This is a genomic window from Spirillospora sp. NBC_01491 (assembly GCF_036227065.1).
Classification (GTDB): domain Bacteria; phylum Actinomycetota; class Actinomycetes; order Streptosporangiales; family Streptosporangiaceae; genus Spirillospora; species Spirillospora xylanilytica.
The window spans coordinates 1971549-1988929 of record NZ_CP109432.1 but is presented as its reverse complement, the minus strand read 5'-3'; the positions used below and the strand labels follow the sequence as shown (position 1 = coordinate 1988929).

Below are 17381 nucleotides of genomic sequence, written 5' to 3'. Positions count from 1 at the left end.
CTGCGGTCCGTCGTTCACGATTGCTTGTCCCGGAGCCTGTAGGTCGCGCGCAGATGACTGGTGATGGCCTTCTGCCGGTTGACGCGTTCGTCGCGCAGCCGGGAATCGGTGCGCGACGCCGCCCAGTCGTTCTCGCGTTGCAGCTTGCGGAAGCTGGCCAGCCGGCGCTCGGCCAGCTCCCCCGCCCGGATGGCGTCCTGGACCGCGCAACCGGGCTCGGTGTTGTGGCCGCAGTCGCTGAAGCGGCAGTCCTCGGCGAGGTGTTCGATCTCGGCGAAGACCTGCGCCAGGCCGTCGGCGGCGTCGTGGAGGCCGATCCCGCGTAGGCCGGGGGTGTCGATGAGCACGCCGCCGCCGGGAAGGAGGAGCAGTTCGCGATGGACGGTGGTGTGGCGGCCCTTGCCGTCCTGCGCCCGGACCGCGCCGGTGGCGAGGACCTCGTCGCCGAGCAGGACGTTGCCCAGGGCGGACTTGCCCGCCCCGGAGGGCCCGAGCAGGACCGTGGTCCCGCTCAGCAGCGCGGTCAGGACGTCCATGTTCTGACCGGTGACCGCGCTGGTGGTCACGATCTCCACGCCCGGGGCCAGTTCGCCGACCTCGCTGTGGACGCCGGCGGTATCGGCCGCCAGGTCCGCTTTGGTCAGGACGACCACCGGCTGGGCGCCGCTGTCCCAGGCCAGGGCCAGCAGCCGTTCCACCCGGCCGCGGTTCAGCGGGACGGCCAGGGAGACGGCGACGACGACGGTGTCGACGTTGGCGGCGAGCACCTGCCCATGGGAGGACCGCGAGGCGGAGGACCGCACGATCGCGCCGCGGCGCGGCAGCAGCGCCACCAGTCCCGGATCGGGTGCCGGGCTCAGCGCGGCCCAGTCGCCGGTGCAGGGCGCGAGCAGCGGATCGGCGTACCGCGACCGTGATATGCGGGCCCGGACCAGACCGTTCTCGGTGACCGCCTCGCACCGGCCGAGGTCCACGCGGGCGATCCGGGCCGGCGTCAGGCCGGCCCCGCGGTGCTCAGCGAAGGCGCTGTCGAGCGCTTCGGTCCATCCGTACCTGGATAGGCCGCCATCGGCCGGGAAGGAGAAATCGGTGAAGGGAGAATGCACGTGAGACACCTTGTGGGAAAGGGCCCCGACGAGACGCGGACCCCACCCCGCCTCGCGAGCCGGACGGCACGCGGCGAGGGGGAGGGAAGTGGGTCAGACCGGGGCCCGGGACGTGAGGATCACCTGGGCGCTGCACACGGCAGCGGTCTTCACCGCGGTCATCAACCTCACCTCCCTCTCAACTCGGTCCTCCGATATCAACACAGGGAGAGTACCACGTACCTGGCAGGCGAAGGCCGGTCGCCACTTCGCCGCAGCGGCCTCGTCCGCCGGCCTCAGCCTCCGGAGGACGCGACCGCCGCCGCGCGCTGCGAGCGGATCACCTTGCGGACGGCCGGGGCGGCCGGCCCCGAGCGCGCCGTCAGCTCCTCGATGCGGCGCTTGTGCCGGCGCCGGTCGCTCCCGGGCAGGACGGTCTTCAGCTCGCCCGCGGCGGCCAGCGCGACCGCCGCCGCGTCGTAGCTGTTCACGTGGGCGACCGGCCGCCCGCGCAGGGCGGACGAGGCGCCGCCCCACAGCTCCTTCACCACGCGCGTGTCGCGGACGGTCACCCGGGTCGAGGGGAACAGCCCGAGCACCCGGCGCCGCCGGACCCGGATCCAGCCGCCGCGCTCCAGCTCCGCGCGCACCGTGCCGACGATCGCGCGGTTGTCCTTGCGGACCCAGTACTGCCAGGACCGGGGCCGCGACGTTGAGATCTGCGCCAGTACCCCGTACGGGTCGTCGCCGGGCGTGCCCGGCACCGGCCTGCGCCGCTCCTCGGCCAGCCGCCCGTCGAGGTAGAGCTCGGTCAGCGCCGCGGCGCGCAGCACGTACCCGAGCCGCCCGCCGGACCCGGCCATCCGCTGCTTGTTCACGTCGTACGCCAGGAGGAACATCCTCGCCGGCAGCGAGTCGGGAATCTCGACCATGACCTAATCCTCGCTCTTCTTCCCGTCGGAGGACGGGCCCTCTCCGGGGCCGTCTCCGGTGCCGTTCCGAGGGCCGTCACCGGAGCCGTCACCCGCCGGGGGTTCCGCCGATTCCTTGGACGGCCGTCCGGGCCGCCGCATCCGTCCCGCCGTGCCGGGCATCCGCCCGGCCTCGGCCAGCGCGCCGCGCAGCAGGAACTCGATCTGGGCGTTGGTGCTGCGCAGCTCGTCCCCCGCCCAGCGGGCCAGCGCGTCGTGCACCGCAGGGTCGAGCCGCAGCAGGATCTTCTTGCGTTCGGAGGCCACGGGTCAGGGGGTCACTGGTAGAGCGTGCCGGTGTTGACCACCGGCTGGGCGTCCCGGTCGGCGCACAGCACCACCAGCAGGTTGCTGACCATGGCGGCCTTGCGCTCCTCGTCGAGGTCGACCACGTTCTGCTCGTCGAGCCGCGCGAGGGCCAGCTGCACCATGCCGACCGCCCCCTCGACGATCCGCTGCCGGGCCGCGACCACCGCGCCGGCCTGCTGGCGGCGCAGCATCGCCTGGGCGATCTCCGGCGCGTAGGCCAGCCGGGTGATCCGCGATTCGACGATGGTGACGCCGGCCGACTCCACCCGCAGCGACAGCTCCCGCGACAGCATCGCGGTGATCTCGTCGGCGTTGTCGCGCAGCGAGATCCGGTCGGCGGCGTCGTAGGGGAAGCTGCCCGCGATGTGCCGGACGGCCGCCTCGGTCTGGAAGGCGACGAACTCCACGAAGTCGTCCACCTCGAAGACCGCCCGCGCGGTGTCCTCGACCTGCCAGACCACCACGGCGGAGATCTCGATCGGGTTGCCGTCCAGGTCGTTGACCTTGGCGTGCCCGGTCTCGTGGTTGCGGATCCGGGTGGAGACCCGGCGCCGCTCGGTGATCGGGTTGACCCAGCGCAGCCCGTCGGTCCGCACCGTCCCGGCGTAGCGGCCGAGCACCTGGAGCACCCGGGCCTCGTTCGGCGCCACCGGGGTGAGCCCGGCGGCCAGCACCGCGCCGGCGATGATCAGCAGCACGCCGGCCACCAGCCCGCCCACGAGCCCGGCGCCGCCGGCGACCGCGCCGACCGCGATCGCCGCCGCGCCGAGCACGATCAGTGCCAGGGCCACGCCCAGCATCGGCCAGCCGCCGAGGTCCCGGCCGGGACGCTCGGAGATCTTCGGCCGGGGCATCCGCACGTCCACCGCGGGATTCATGTTCGGTTCGGTCATCCTGCCCTCCTCGGGTATGGCATCAATCTAGCAAAGTGATATCACTTTGCCAAGACGCCCTTCCCGAAGAGGGCGGGATGACCGGACGAAGGGGACTCAGGCGTAGAGGGAGAGGGTCTCGGCGACGCACGCGGCCCGCCGCTCGCCCTCCACCTCGACCTTCACCCGCACCGTCGCCAGCTTCCCCGCCGGGGAGTTCTTCAGGTCGATCAGCTCGGCGCCGCCGCGGATCGTCGCCCCGGCCTTCACCGGGCCGGGGAAGCGGACCTTGTTGAGCCCGACGTTGACCGCCATCGTCAGCCCCTCGATCCAGAAGATCTCCTGCATGAACACCGTGACCAGCGACAGCGTCAGGTAGCCGTGCGCGATCGTCCCGCCGAACGGGCCCTCGCCGGCCGCCCGCCCAGGGTCCACGTGGATCCACTGGTGGTCGTCGGTGGCGTCGGCGAACAGGCCGATCCGGTCCTGGGTGACCTGCCGCCAAGGGGAGTGGCCGAGGTGCTCGCCCTTGGCCGCGGCGAACGCGTCGAGGTTTTCGAAAGATCTCACGGACCGATGCTCCCGGCCGCCCGTTCCGCCCGCCAAGCGCGCCGTCCTACAACTCCGCGGCCAGGACCTTGTCCCGGCCGGCGGGCCCGGCGGCGTCGCCGTCGTCCGCCGGGATGACCCTGGGCACGCCGCGCAGAGTGAGCAGGGCGCCGACCGCGACCAGGGCGGCGAAGCCGGCGCTGCACAGCAGGGCGGCGTGCAGCCCGTCCATAAACGCGATCTTGGCGGCGTCCGCGACCTGCCCCGCGAGCCGCGCGGGCAGCGCCGCGGCGGCGTGCAGGGCCGCGCCGACGGAGTCGCGGGCGGCGGTCGCGGCGGCCGGGGGGACGCCCGCGGGCAGCTCCAGGGCGTTGCGGTAGACGGCGTTCAGGATGCTGCCGAGGACGGCCATCCCGAGCGCGCCGCCGAGCTCGGTGGCGGTCTCGGAGATCGCGGACGCGGCACCGGAGCGCTCCTTGGGCACCGTGGCCAGGACGGTGTCGGCGGTGACGGTCATCGCCATCCCCATGCCGAGCCCGGACAGCAGCATCGGCCCCACCATCACCAGGTAGTGGGTGTCGACGCCGAACAGCAGGAACAGCGCGAACGCCGCCGCCGAGACGGCCATGCCGGCCGCCACCACCGGGGCCCGGCCGAGCAGGCCGATCAGCGGGGGGGCGAGCGCGGCGCCGCCGATCATTGCGCCGAGTGCGCCGGGCAGCCCCGCCAGCCCGGACATCAGCGGCGACCAGCCGATCACCAGTTGGAAGTACAGCGAGAAGATCAGCGACTGCGCGACCAGGGCGAACATCGCGAACATGTTGGTGCCGACCGACCCGCTGAACGCCGCCTTCCGGAACAGCCGGACGTCGATCAGCGGCTCGTCCAGCCGGGTCTGCCGCCGCAGGAACGCCGCCAGCCCGGCGACGCCGACCACCGCGGCGACGGCGACCCGCGGCTCCATGCCGTGCGCGGCGGCCTCCTTCACCGCGTACACCAGGCCGAGCACGCCGGCGACCGACAGCGGCACGCTGGCCAGGTCGAGCCGGCCGGGCACCGGGTTGCGCGACTCCGGCAGCACGGCCGCCCCGGCCAGCAGCACCACCAGCATGATCGGCACGTTGATCAGGAACACCGAGCCCCACCAGAAGTGGTCCAGCAGCGCGCCGCCGAGCACCGGGCCGAGCCCGACCGCCAGCCCGGCGACACCGCTGAAGATCCCGATCGCCATCGTCCGCTCCTTGGGCTCGGTGAAGACCCGGCGGATCAGCGACAGCGCGGACGGCATCAGCGTGGCCCCGGCGACCCCGAGCAGCGCCCGCGCCGCGATCAGCAGCTCGGCGGACGGGGCGTAGGCGGTCACCGCGGAGGCCGCCGCGAACAGCCCGGCGCCGATGAGCAGCAGCCGCTTGTGGCCGATCCGGTCGCCGATCCCGCCCATGGTGATCAGCAGCCCGGCGAGGGCGAAGCCGTAGGCGTCGGCGATCCACAGGATCTGCGTCGCCGACGGCGCGAGGTCGGCGGTCAGATGCGGGATGGCCTGGTTCAGCGCGGTCAGGTCGATGTTGGGGACCAGCGCCATCAGGGCGCAGATCGCGAGGGTGGCCCATTTGCGGGCGGTGGAGACGGATGGAGTGCTCATGCCCCGCAGCCTGGGCGCCGCCGCTGACCGTCCGCGCACCACCCGCTGACCACGGCGGTGCGCCGCGGCGGCCGGCGGCCGGTCAGGCCGTCGTGCGGGGCGAGGATTCGTCGATGACCAGAGCGAACGCGTCCTCCGCCGGGAGCGCCGCGCCGCGGCTCCGGGCCGCCTCGAAGGGGCCGTCGCCGATGAGGGCGCGGGCCGCGGCGGCGACCCGCACGGCGTCGGGGTCACCGGGCACCTGGATGCCGTGCATCGCGGTGGACGCGCCGATCAGCAGTGCGGCCCGTTCGCCGTCGCCCTCCAGCAGCGCGACGCCCGCCATGCCGACGGCCGTGGCCGCGCGGTACATGAAGACCGGGTGGTCGAACGTGAGCTTCAGCGCGGCCCGGTGCATCGCCCGCGCCCGCGCCGCGTCCCCCTCGGCCGCCGCGGTCCAGCCGAGCCCGACCTGGGCCGACAGCCGCACCGCCGCCGCGATGAAACGCTTGGACGCGAAGCCGGTCAGCGCGGACTCGTACAGCGCGCAGGCCCCGGCGAGGTCGCCGCGGTGGCGCGCGACGTTGCCGAGCCCGCAGCGGCCCGCGCCCACCTTGTCGGGCGTGCCGGCCTGCCGCGCGTTCACGATCGCCTGCTCGTAGTCGGCCTCCGCCGCCGCGAGGTCGCCGCTGTGGACGTACACCTCGCCGCGGCGGCACAGCAGGTCGGCGGTGTCCTCCAGTGCGCCGAGCTCCCCGGTCAGGCGGAGCGCCTCGTCCAGCAGCTCCAGGGACCGCTCCCGGTCGCCCCGCCAGTCGCGGATCTGGGCGAGGGAGTCGAGCGTGTTGGCCATGCCCCAGCGGTCGCCGGTCGCCCGGAACCTCGCCAGCGCCGTCGCGCACGCCGCCTCCGCGCCGTCGACGTCACCGGCGTACTGCTGCATGAACCCCTCGCTCATCGCGATGAGCGCCTGCGACCAGGGGTCCGCCCCGATATGCCGTTCGTGCAGCGTGGTGGGGTCGGTCCGGGGCGGACCGGCGGTGAGCGCCCACAGCACCAGCGTGGACGGGTATCGCAGCGTCCGGTCGATGCCCTCCAGCAGCGTGGTGGCCCGGTCGAGCCAGGCCGTCGACCGCGCCCCGGTGAACCCGCTCGACAGCGCGTTGGTGACGCACAGGATGTACTCCTCCTCCAGCCCCTCCGGCGGGTCGAGGCCGACGCGGTCCAGCAGCGTGATCGCCAGCGGCGCGCCCTCGATCCGTCCGCGCAGCCACCAGTACCAGGTGAGCGCGGCGACCAGATGCAGGGCGAACACCGGATGGGTGTGCACCGAGCGGCGCAGCGCCATGTGCAGGTTGGCGTGCTCGGCCGCGAGCCGCTCCAGCCACTCGAGCTGCGCCGCCCCGCGCAGCTCCGGGTCGGCGCGGCGGGCGAGGTCGAGGAAGTACGCGGCGTGCGCCCGTTCCAGCCGCTCGGTCTCGCCCGCCTCGGCCAACTGCTCGGCGCAGAACGCTCGGACGGTGTCGAGCATCCGGTAGCGGACGCCGTCGGTCTGCACCAGCGACTTGTCGACCAGCCCGGCCAGCAGCTCGTCGGTGTCGTACGGCGGCAGCCCGCAGACCCCCTCGGCCGACTCGCGGGTCAGCCCGCCCGCGAACACCGTCAGCCGCCGCGCGAGCGTCTGCTCGTCCTCGCCGAGCAGCCCCCAGCTCCACTCGACCACCGCGCGCAGCGTCTGGTGGCGCGGCGCCGCGGTGCGGTTGCCGCGCGACAGCAGCCGGAACCGGTCGTCCAGGCGCGCCGCGACCTCCGTCACCGGCAGCGACCGCAGCCGCGCCGCCGCGAGCTCGATGGCCAGCGGCAGCCCGTCGAGCGCGGCGCAGATCTGGAGGACCGCCGCCAGGGTGACCTCGTCCACCGCGAAACCGGGCCGCACGGCCGCGGCCCGGTCGGCGAACAGCCGGACCGCCGGGTAGGCGGACGCCTCGTCCGGGGCGGCGCCCTCGGGCGGGAGCGCCAGCGGCGGCAGCGGGCGCAGCGCCTCACCGGTGATCGCGAGCGCCTCCCGGCTGGTGGCCAGCACACGCAGCTCCGGGCACGCGCCGAGCAGCCGGTGCGTGAGCCGCGCGACCGCCTCCACGACGTGCTCGCAGTTGTCGAGGACCAGCAGCATCCGCCGCCCCGCGAGCGCGCTGGCCAGCCGCTCGGCGGTATCGCGCGGGCGCTCGTCCCGCGCCTCGGCGGACGGGCCCGGCGGCTCGGCCGGGTTCGGCAGCATCCCGCTCTCGCGCAGCCCGAGCGCGCCCAGCAGCGCCTTCGGCACCTCCGACGAGGCGCCGAGCGGGGCCAGGTCGACGAAGCAGACCTCCCCGTCCTCGCGCCCGGCCGCCTCGATCGCCAGCCGGGTCTTGCCCGCCCCGCCCGGCCCGAGCAGTGTGACCAGGCGACCCTCGGCGAGCATCCGCCCGACCCGCCGCAGCTCGTCCTCGCGCCCGACGAAGCTGGTGAGCTGCGCGGGCACGCCGAGCGGACGTGCGGGCGGCGGGGGAGACCCGGCGGCCCGCGCCCCGGTCCCGGCCTCCGGGGCGGAGGGCGCGCCGCGCAGGACGGCCAGGTGCACGCCGGCGAGCTCGGACGAGGGGTCGGCGCCGAGCTCGTCGGCGAGGGTCCGCCTCGCGTCCTCGTACACCGAGAGGGCCTCGGCCTGCCGCCCGTCCCCGTACAGCGCGCGCATCAGCAGCGCCCGCGCCCGCTCGCGCAGCGGGTGCGCCGCGACCAGGTCGCGCAGCCCCGGCACCAGCGGCCCGTGCTCGCCGAGCGCCAGCCCGGCCTCCGCGCGGTCCTCGGCCGCCGCGACGCGCAGTTCCTCCAGCCGGGCCGCCTGGGCCCCGGCGAACGGGACGTCGGCCAGATCGGCCAGCGCGGGCCCGCGCCACAACCCGAGCGCCTCGCGCAGCAGATCCGCCGCGCGCGCAGCGTCCCGGACGCCCGCGACGGCGCCTCCCGGGCCGTCCGCCGCGGTGTCCGCGCCGGTCAGCGCCCGGCGCCCCGCCCGCGCGAGCCGTTCGAACCGGTGGACGTCCACGTCGCCCGGGTCGACGTTGAGCCGGTACCCGGCCGGGCGGCCCTCGACGACGCCGGCGTGCCCCAGCCCGCGCCGCAGCCGCGACACCTGGGACTGGAGGGCGTTGGCGGCGCCGCTCGGCGGATCGTCCCCGTACAGCCCGTCGATCAGCCGCTCCGCCGTGACCGTCCGGCCCGCGTCCAGGAGCAGCAGCGCCAGTAGCGCGCGCACGCGAGGACCGCCCACGGCGATCGACGTCCCGTCGTCGCCGCGCGCCTCCACCGGCCCGAGGATGCCGAACTGCATAGCCCTGATTGTGGCCTATCGCCGCATGTTCCGTGCCACCCCGGTCGGCGGCACCCGGGCGGTGCCCGCGGACGGCGCCCGGGTGCCGGATCGACGGCGCCCGCGAAGATCCGCGACGCACTCGGCGGCACCGCCCGCCCGCCGCCGCGCGCACCGCGCCGTCCGGCACCGTTCTGACCTCACCATTTTCGGCCATAAAGTTCGTGTTCAAGTGAGTGTCCGGAGGTGCCCGAGCCGCATCCCCATATTTCGGCCGAGCGAAATTGCCATGGGAAGCGCGACCTTTCTCGGCGGCCCCCCGGACGCCCCGTCGCGGCGCTGCTCGGGGGCCCGCGAACCGCCGCCTCCGCTGGGGAGGACAGGGGTACCGGCCGGTCTCGGACACGTTCCGCAGTCGGCCAATTCGATCGCGTGTTCGGTGGCATTCACTTCATCTGTTTCAAATGGTGATCAACCTCTTGACGCGCGCCATGGCCCACGGTTTGCTTGCCGGGTTCGGACCGTCGGCAGCGATGAGAAAGCCTGGGCCAGTTGGTGCACACGACACCCGGTGACATCGGGGCCGTCCAGACGAGGTCGGTGACGAGAACAGGGAACGTTCCCAACACGGGGCGGCGCCCCCGCCGGACGGTCCCGCCCCCGCACCGGGATCGGCCGCGTCCGGCACCGCCGCGCTGAGACGCGTCCGAGCCGTGAACTCCCCGACCGGCGCGCGGCGCCCCCCGAGCCCACGAGAGCGGCCATGACTCCTTCCGCGTCCCCGACGCCCTCGCCCGGCGGGCGGGCACTGCGGCTGGCGACACCGCCGCTCGCCGCCTGCGTCGCGGGATTCGTCATCGCCGCGCCGCTGCTGCCCCGCGACATGGGGCCGGGGGCGTGGGCGCTGGCCTTCGCGGCGGACGCCGCCGCGCTCGCCGTGCTGGCCGCCACCGTGCTGCTGCACGTCCGGCACCGCGCGAAACTGGCGGCCATCGCGCGCTGCCACTGGCGGCTCGACCGGCAGGCGGCCGACCTCCGCGACCGCCACCACCGGGAGGTCGAACGCGAGCAGGCGTGGCAGGCGCACTCCGCCGACCTGTCCGCCCGCTGCGCCGCCGCGACCGCGATGGTCGAGCACCTGGTCAACGCCCAGCTCCCCGCCGCGCTGGCCGGCCGCCCGGTGCCGCCGCCCCCGGGCGCCGCGCCCGCCGGCGAGGACGCCCTGGACGCCCGGCTGGAGGGGCTGCGCGACACCGCGCTCGACGACGCCGCCCGAGTCCGGCACGGCCACCAGGACGAGATGGAGTCGCAGCGGCTCACCCTGGTCGCGCTGTCCCGCCGCGTCCAGTCGGCGATGCACCGCGTCCAGGCCGAGGCCGCGACCACCGCCGAACGGCACCGCGACCTGCCCGAGGTGTACGGCGGCTGCCAGGTCGTCGACCACCTCGCCGCCCAGGCCGCGCGCCTCGCCCAGGGGCTCGCGGTCGCCTGCGGGACCTGGGAGGGCCAGCAGTGGGACACCCCGATGCGGCTGGCCGAGGTGGTGCAGGCCGCGCAGGCCCGCATCGAGGACTACCAGCGGGTCGGTGTGGAGGGCGACCCCGACGTCGGCATCGTCCCGGTCGCGCTGGAGTCGGTGATCCACTTGCTGGCCGAGCTGCTGGCCAACGCCACCGAGTCCTCGCCGACGGCCACCACCGTCCAGGTCCGGGTCGCGGCCTCCGGGCAGGGCGCGGTGTTCCGGATCGACGACCACGGCGCCGGGCTGGAGGAGCCCCGGCTCTCCCAGGCCCGCGAACTGCTGAACGGCACCCGCGAGGTCGGCCTGGCCGACATGGGCGAGGTACCGCGGCTCGGGCTCCCGGTGGTCGCCCGCTACGTCCTCCGGCACGGCTTCAAGGTCACCCTGGACGAGTCCCCGTACGGCGGCCTCCAGGTGATCGTCCTCGTCCCCGAGGAGTCGGTGACGGCCGTCGAGACGCCGGGCTCCACCGCCACGTCCTCCGCCGGACCTCCGGCGCCCACTCCCGAGAGGGGCCCCGTGCCCGTCCCGGCCGCGGGCGAGGTGGACGGGCTGCCGCAACGCGTCTCCCGCCGCAACCGTGACACCGGGGCCGCCGCCGAACCGTCCGCCCCGCCCGGAGTCGCCCCGCCGCCCGAGACACCCGAAGAGGCGGGCGCCCTCATGGGCGCCCTCCTGGAGGGCACCACCGCACCCGCCCCGCGCCCCCCGGCGGACGACGCCGACGGCCGCTGGCGCTCATTCCCCGACCAGGACGACTCGAACCGACAGGAGAGACTGCCGTGACGGCTGATCAGGACTGGGTGGTCGGAAGGCTGGCCCGCGTGCAGGGCGTGCGGCACGCCGTCGTGTGCTCGGTGGACGGTCTCCTGAAGGCCCGTTCGGAGCGCACCGGCCAGGAGGAGGCCGACCGCCTCGCGGCCCGCTGTAGCGGCCTGCTGTCGCTGGCCCGCGACCAGGCGGGGGAGTTCGGCTCGGGCGACAAGGTCCTCTACCAGCTCATGGTCGGCCACGAGGGCGGCTACCTGTTCGTCCGCGGCGCCGCCGCCCGCTCCTGCCTGGCCGTCATCACCGGCCCCGTGATCAACGCCGCGCTCATCGCCCAGGAGATGCAGGCCATGGTCCTCAAACTCGGCGAGGGGACCCTGGCCACCCCCGCCCGCCGCCCCGGTATGCCGTGAGCGAGCCGGAGGGACGCGGCGTCGCCTGGACTGAGGAGCCTGCGACGAGGGAAGGCGGCGCCATTGGGCGTCCTGGAGGTGAGCGGGGGGCACGGTGCGAGCCGGAGGGGCGCGGTGTCGTCTGGACTGAGGAGCCTGCGACGAGGGAAGGCGGCGCCATTGGGCGTCCTGGAGGTGAGCGGGGGGCACGGTGCGAGCCGGAGGGGCGCGGTGTCGTCTGGACTGAGGAGCCTGCGACGAGGGAAGGCGGCGCCATTGGGCGTCCTGGAGGTGAGCGGGGAGCACGGTGCGAGCCGGAGGGGCGCGGTGTCGTCTGGACTGAGGAGCCTGCGACGAGGGAACTTGAGTACCGCGACACTCCGCTGCGCCCGTACGTCCTCACCGGTGGGCGGGTGGGGCCGGCGGACGCGCGGGTCGGGGTCGACACGCTGCTGAAGGTCGTTCCGACGTCCATGCCGCTGCCGCTGGGGGCGACGCCGCAGTTGCGCGGGCTGCTGCGGTTGTGCGCCGGAGGCGTGCTGTCGGTGGCCGAGGCCGCCGCGCATCTGAAGCTTCCGGTCGGGGTGCTGCGGATCCTGGTGGGCGACCTGGTCAAGTCCGGTCATCTGCGCGCGCACGCGGGCAGCTTCGACGAACCCGGGCTGGATCTGCTGAGGGAGGTGCTCGATGGCCTCCGGGACCTCAAGTGAGGGCGGCCGGGTCCCGTACCTGCCGGAGGGCGTGGCCCGGACGGCGAAGATCCTGGTGGTGGGCGACTTCGGGGTCGGCAAGACCACGTTCATCGGGTCGGCCAGCGAGATCGCGCCGCTGCGCACCGAGGAGCCCCTCACCGGCGCCGACGACCTGGAGCACCTGGCGGGCAAGACGACGACCACGGTCGCGATGGACTTCGGCCGCATCACGCTCAACCAGGGGCTGGCCCTCTACCTGTTCGGCACGCCCGGCCAGCGGCGGTTCTGGAGCATGTGGGCGGGGCTGGCCGAGGGCGCGGTGGGGGTGCTGGTGCTGGTCGACTCGCGCCGCCTGGCGGGCGGGTTCGAGGTGCTCGACCAGCTCGAGCTGCACGTGTCCGCGCCGTTCGCCGTCGCGGTCAACCACTTCCCGGACACGCCCGCGTACACCCCCGGCCGGCTCCGCGAGGCGCTCGACCTCCTCCCGCAGACGCCCGTCGTGGACTGCAACGCCCTGGACCGCGGCTCGGTGATCGACACCCTGGCCGCCCTCGCCGGCCACGCCCTCACCGCCCGCGGCGGGCAGGACGCCCCGTGACCGCGTCGCCGCTGCCGCTGTCGGCCACGACCACCTGCCCCGACACCGCGCCGGTGTTCGAGCGCCTCTGGCACGACCACGGCCCCGTCGCGCCCGTCGAGCTGGAACCGGGCGTGCGGGCGTGGCTCGTCATGGGGTACGAGGAGCTGAAGACGCTCACGGGCACGCCCGGGCTGTTCTCCCGCGACGCCCGCGACTGGCGGGCGGTCCAGGACGGGACCGTCCCGCCCGACTCGCCCCTCGGCCCGATGATGTCCTTCCGCGACAGCGTCACCGGCTACGACGGCGACGCGCACCGCCGGCTGCGCCGTCCGCTGGAGGACGCGGTCGCCTCCATCGACCACCGCCGGCTCCGCCGCACGGTCGAGGCGCTGTGCGCCGACCTGATCGCCGCGTTCGCCGGACGGGGCGCCGCCGACCTGGTGGCCGAGTACGCCGCGGCCGTCCCGCTGCTCACCATCGGCGACCTGATCGGCCTGGACCCCGCGCGGAGCCGCGAGCTGCTGGACGCCATGCGCGCCCTCTTCGGCTCCGGCGCGGACGCGCAGGACGGCAACCGCCGCTTCGAGGCCCTCCTGCGCGAACGCATCCGGTCATGCCGCGACGACCCGTCCGACGACCTGACCGGCGTCCTGCTCGCCCACCGCGACCTGCACACCGACGCCGAGGTGCTCCAGTCCATCTTCGTCCTCGCCTCCGCCGGGAACCACGCCACGATCAGCTGGATCGCGCAGACGCTCCGCCTGATGCTCACCGACCCCCGCTTCGCCGGACGCGTCCGCGGCGGGCGGCTCGGCATCGATGACGCGCTCGACGAGGTGCTGTCCATCGCGCCCCCGCTGAGCAACATGCCGGCCCGGTACGCGCTGCGCGACACCGAGCTCGGCGGCCGGACGGTCCGCCGGGGCGACGCGCTGATCCTCGGCCTGGCCGCCGTCGCGCACGACTCCCGCGCGCACGCCGGCACCACCTTCTGGCAGCGCGGCAACCGCGCCCACCTCGCCTGGAGCGCCGGCCCGCACGCCTGCCCGGCCCGTGACCCGGCCCGCATCATCGCCCGCACCGCCGTCGCGACGGCCCTGCACGCGCTGCGCAACCTGCGCCTCACCATCGACCCGGCGGACGTCGCCTTCGAACCGTCCCCCTGGACGCGCCTCCCGGTGCGCCTCCCCGTGGCCTTCGAAACGACCCTCCCTGAACCCGCGCCGCCCGTCCCCTCACGCCCACCCCGCCGCGCCCCCGCCGCCACCCCCACCCCGCCCCAAACCTTCGGCCGCCCATAACCCGTCCCCGAACGGCCCGGCCGGACTCCCGAGAAGCCCTGAACCGCCAGCCCGCCCGGTGGCAGACTGCTGCCACGCGGAACCGTAGAACATGCAGAGGGTCGGAGACACATGAGCGCATCCGCCGCCGCCGAGGGTGGTCCGTTCAACGAGGTCGGCGCCGGTTCGGCGCAGAACCTCATCCAGGCCCGCGACATCGACAAGATCGTCAACGTCTACGGCGGTGCGCTCGACCGCCGCCCTCAGCTGCACGCGCTGCCCGCCGCCGAGTCCGACTTCGAGAACCGCGAGCGAGTCTTCGAACTGCTGGACGAGCTGGCCGGGACGGAGCGCGAGCCCGGACGGCCGGCGATGGCGCTGCTGACCGGGCTGCCCGGCTCCGGCCGCCGGGCCGCGGCCAAACGGTGGGCCCACGACCGGGCCGACCGCTTTCCCGACGGCCGGTTCTTCATCGACTTCGCCGGGCCGGGCGGACGGGACGTCACCGGCCCCGCCGACCTGCTGGCCTCCCTCCTGGGGCAGCTCGGCGTCCCCGAGGACGACGTCCGGGCCTCGCCCGACCTGCACGCCCTGTGGCGGAGCGGCACCACCGGCCGCAAGATGCTCGTCGTCCTCGCCAATGTGGAGGTCCCGGGCCAGATCGAGTACGCGCTTCCCCCGTCGAACGAGGCGATGGTCCTGGTCACCACCGACCGAGACCTGTCGGACGTCGCGTCCCGGTACGGCGCCGAGCGGATCACGCTCCGCCCGCTCGGCGAGGACGCGAGCCGCGCGCTGCTCACCCGGCTCGCCGGGCCCGGACGTGTCGCCGCCGAGCCCGTCGCGGCCGGCGAGCTCCTGAACCTGTGCGGCGGCTGGCCGCAGGCGCTCCGCCACGCCGGGGGATGGCTCAGGCTCCGCCAGGGGCGGGAGATCTCCGCGGCCGTCCGCAGAATGCGGGCTCCGGGTGGGCCTGGCGAGTGGGAGGTCGAGGCCGTGAGCGACGGCACCTACGCGGCGCTGCCGGATCGTGTCCGGCGCGCCTACGCGCTGCTCGGCCTGCATCCGGCCGCCGACGACCGGCTGGGCACCGCGGCGCCGACCGCGCCCGTCACGTTCGTGCTGCCCGCCGCGGCGGCCCTGCTGGGCGTCGGCGAGGACGAGACCGCCGACGTCCTGGAGGAGCTGATCGACTGGAACCTCCTCGACGAGGAGGGCGGCCGCTACTCCTTCCACGACCGCGTCCGCCGCCACGCCCACCGGATGGCGCAGGACAGCGCCGAGCGCGAGGCGGCCGTCCTCCGCGTCGCCGAGTGGTACCTGACGGCCACGGTGGCCGCCGATCTGGCCGTCAACCCCTACCGGCCGACGTTCGGTGCCCTGTATGAGGAGTTCCGCGGGGTCGTCTCGCCGTTCGGTTCCGAGCGGGAGACCGCCGAGAAACGCGCGCTGCGCTGGTTGGAGATCGAGCACCGCAACATCTGCGCCACCGTCTACGCGGCGGCCGACCGGGGCAGGCACGACCTGGTCGTGCAGTTGTGCGAGGCGCAGTGGGCCCTGCAACTGTCGGCGCGTCCCTACGGGACGCTGCTCCCGGTCCTGCGCAAGGGGCTGGAGTCGGCGCGCGAGACCGGCGACCCCCGCTGGGTGTTCCGGCTGGGCACCCAACTCGGCCGCGGCTGCTTCGAGACCGGCCGTTTCCCCGAGGCGCGCGAGGTTCTCCAGCAGGCGCTGGCGGCGGCCCGCGCCACGGGGGATCCCCTGAACGAGGCGACGGCCCACGAGTTCCTCGGCCGCTCGTACCTCGACGCGCGGGATTTCGCCGAGGCACGACCATACTTCGTAAAGGCGCGCGGCCTGGAGGAGCGCCACGGCCGGTGGCGCGGCGTGGCGATCAACCTGCACCACCTGGCCCGCACCGCCCTCGGTCTCGGCGACATCGGCGCCGCCATCGAGGCCTGCGACGAGGCCGCCGCGATCTTCGGCGGCCTCAGCCCCCGCCCCGACCGCTACAACCTGGCCCGCGTCGCCCTGACCCGGGGGCGGGCGCTGCTCAGGGGCCACCACGAACAGGAGGGGCTGGAGTCGCTCCTCCTGGCACTGGACATCATGCGCGCCGAGGGCCGCCTCTACCAGGAAGCCCAGATCCTCGAGGAGCTCGCCGAGGCGTCGCCCTCCGGGCCGTACCTGGAACAGGCGATCGCCGCGTACGACCGGCTGGGCAGCCCCCGTGCGGACGGTCTGCGCCTCAGGTGACCGTCACGGGTACGGCGGTCCGTCCGATCAGAACCCGCCGGGGCATGTCCCGCCCGCGGTCCAGGCAGGCGAGCACCGCTGAGGCGAACACGGCGGGATCAGGCCAGGCCCCTTCGACCCTGAGGAGTCCGCCGCCGCGGGGAAGGACGAGGCACCGTCCGTCCGCCACGTCGGCGACCATCCGGCAGGCGGGGAGGGCCGCGAACACCCGCTCTCCGCTCACCCAGGCCAGGGGACCGGGCGCCTCGGGGCGGCGGACGATGATGTCGGCGAGCTCCCGCAGCCGCTCATCGACCTCCGAGTCGTCGACGACCAGGTGAGCGGGACGCGAAGGCCGAGCCTTCCCCGCGAACCGCACGACGCGCACGTCCGCCCCGATGACCTCGCAGACCGCCAGCAGCGCAGGCCGGCCGTGTCCCCACTCCGGCGGCTCCGGCACGGCGGGCGGCACCGGGGCGGCCCGTGCGGCGGAGGCGGGCTCGGGCAGACCCATCAGCTCGTACATCAGCCGCCGCAGGATGGACGCTGCCCCGCCCCGCTCGGCGACCGCCATCTCCGCGATCTCCGCGCACCGCGCCGCGTCGTGCCGCCCGATGGCGTCCTCCACCTGAGGACGCAGCGGCGCGTCCGCGTCGATGTGCGGTACCGAACGGGCCAGCGCGCCCATCGCCGTCTCGGGGTCGACGTCGTCGGCGTCAAAGGCGGCCAGCGCGACCGGCCGGCCGACCGCGGCGCCGTACAACGTGACCGACCCGTGGTCGCCGAGCACGCAGTCGGCCGCGACGACCGCGGCCCGCCATCCCTCCCTCGGAGGGATCAGTAGCAGTCCCGCCTTCCGGCAGTCGGCGAGCCAGGCCCGCAACTGCCAGGCGCCGTGCCCGTGCCACACATTCGGATGCACGACCGCCGCGACCCGGTACTCGTCCACAGGCAGCTCGCCGAGCAGCCTTCCGAGCAGTTCGGGCCGCCGCCCGAGCAGCGACCCCGGCCCCCAGGTGGACGACGCCACGACCAGCCGCTGCCCGTCCCGCAACCCCAGCCGCTCCCGATAGCGCTCACGCCACGGCAGCCCGGCCGTCATCCGGTCGAGGCACAGATCTCCGGCCACGACCGCGACAGGCACGGCAGCGGCACA

At 74.9% G+C, this 17381-nt stretch carries 14 protein-coding genes; 6 read left to right on the top strand and 8 right to left on the bottom strand.

Annotated features, from left to right (window positions below; all coding sequences use genetic code 11):
- Nucleotides 1-14: 14 nt before the first annotated feature.
- The 7 genes from rsgA to OHA34_RS09550 form a co-directional block, all read right to left on the bottom strand.
- Complete coding sequence (gene rsgA / locus OHA34_RS09580) at nucleotides 15-1106, bottom strand: ribosome small subunit-dependent GTPase A (protein WP_329521390.1); 1092 nt, start codon at nucleotides 1104-1106, stop codon at nucleotides 15-17.
- Between the two features lie 275 nt (nucleotides 1107-1381).
- Complete coding sequence (locus OHA34_RS09575; protein WP_329521389.1) at nucleotides 1382-2017, bottom strand: GOLPH3/VPS74 family protein; 636 nt, start codon at nucleotides 2015-2017, stop codon at nucleotides 1382-1384.
- A 3-nt stretch (nucleotides 2018-2020) separates the two neighbouring features.
- Nucleotides 2021-2323 carry a hypothetical protein gene (locus tag OHA34_RS09570; protein WP_285940739.1) on the bottom strand — a complete coding sequence of 101 codons (303 nt, stop codon included), beginning with the start codon at nucleotides 2321-2323 and terminating at the stop codon, nucleotides 2021-2023.
- An 11-nt stretch (nucleotides 2324-2334) separates the two neighbouring features.
- On the bottom strand, nucleotides 2335-3258 hold the full coding sequence (locus OHA34_RS09565) for an SPFH domain-containing protein (RefSeq protein WP_285940738.1): 924 nt from the start codon (nucleotides 3256-3258) through the stop codon (nucleotides 2335-2337).
- A gap of 96 nt (nucleotides 3259-3354) precedes the next feature.
- Nucleotides 3355-3807 carry a MaoC family dehydratase gene (locus OHA34_RS09560; protein WP_285940737.1) on the bottom strand — a complete coding sequence of 151 codons (453 nt, stop codon included), beginning with the start codon at nucleotides 3805-3807 and terminating at the stop codon, nucleotides 3355-3357.
- Nucleotides 3808-3853: 46 nt separating this feature from the next.
- Entirely contained in the window at nucleotides 3854-5428 is a 1575-nt protein-coding gene (locus tag OHA34_RS09555) for an MFS transporter (protein WP_329521388.1), read from the bottom strand.
- Between the two features lie 82 nt (nucleotides 5429-5510).
- Nucleotides 5511-8777: a BTAD domain-containing putative transcriptional regulator gene (locus tag OHA34_RS09550; RefSeq protein ID WP_329521387.1), complete on the bottom strand. Its 3267-nt coding sequence runs from the start codon at nucleotides 8775-8777 to the stop codon at nucleotides 5511-5513.
- A 742-nt stretch (nucleotides 8778-9519) separates the two neighbouring features.
- Here OHA34_RS09550 and OHA34_RS09545 point away from each other — a divergent pair.
- The 6 genes from OHA34_RS09545 to OHA34_RS09520 all read left to right on the top strand — a co-directional run bounded on the left by OHA34_RS09545 (nucleotide 9520) and on the right by OHA34_RS09520 (nucleotide 16246).
- A complete protein-coding gene (locus tag OHA34_RS09545; RefSeq protein ID WP_329521386.1) occupies nucleotides 9520-11064 on the top strand; it encodes a sensor histidine kinase in 1545 nt (514 codons plus the stop codon).
- Nucleotides 11061-11459: a roadblock/LC7 domain-containing protein gene (locus tag OHA34_RS09540; RefSeq protein ID WP_285940733.1), complete on the top strand. Its 399-nt coding sequence runs from the start codon at nucleotides 11061-11063 to the stop codon at nucleotides 11457-11459. Before OHA34_RS09545 ends, OHA34_RS09540 begins: the two co-directional genes overlap by 4 nt.
- 392 nt (nucleotides 11460-11851) lie before the next feature.
- On the top strand, nucleotides 11852-12148 hold the full coding sequence (locus OHA34_RS09535; RefSeq protein ID WP_329521385.1) for a DUF742 domain-containing protein: 297 nt from the start codon (nucleotides 11852-11854) through the stop codon (nucleotides 12146-12148).
- On the top strand, nucleotides 12126-12728 hold the full coding sequence (locus tag OHA34_RS09530) for a GTP-binding protein (protein ID WP_329521384.1): 603 nt from the start codon (nucleotides 12126-12128) through the stop codon (nucleotides 12726-12728). Before OHA34_RS09535 ends, OHA34_RS09530 begins: the two co-directional genes overlap by 23 nt.
- Nucleotides 12725-14011: a cytochrome P450 gene (locus OHA34_RS09525; RefSeq protein ID WP_329521383.1), complete on the top strand. Its 1287-nt coding sequence runs from the start codon at nucleotides 12725-12727 to the stop codon at nucleotides 14009-14011. Before OHA34_RS09530 ends, OHA34_RS09525 begins: the two co-directional genes overlap by 4 nt.
- A gap of 111 nt (nucleotides 14012-14122) precedes the next feature.
- On the top strand, nucleotides 14123-16246 hold the full coding sequence (locus OHA34_RS09520) for a tetratricopeptide repeat protein (RefSeq protein WP_329521382.1): 2124 nt from the start codon (nucleotides 14123-14125) through the stop codon (nucleotides 16244-16246).
- Here OHA34_RS09520 and OHA34_RS09515 read toward each other — a convergent pair.
- Nucleotides 16239-17354: a hypothetical protein gene (locus OHA34_RS09515; protein WP_329521381.1), complete on the bottom strand. Its 1116-nt coding sequence runs from the start codon at nucleotides 17352-17354 to the stop codon at nucleotides 16239-16241. The genes OHA34_RS09520 and OHA34_RS09515 overlap by 8 nt on opposite strands.
- Nucleotides 17355-17381: the final 27 nt, after the last annotated feature.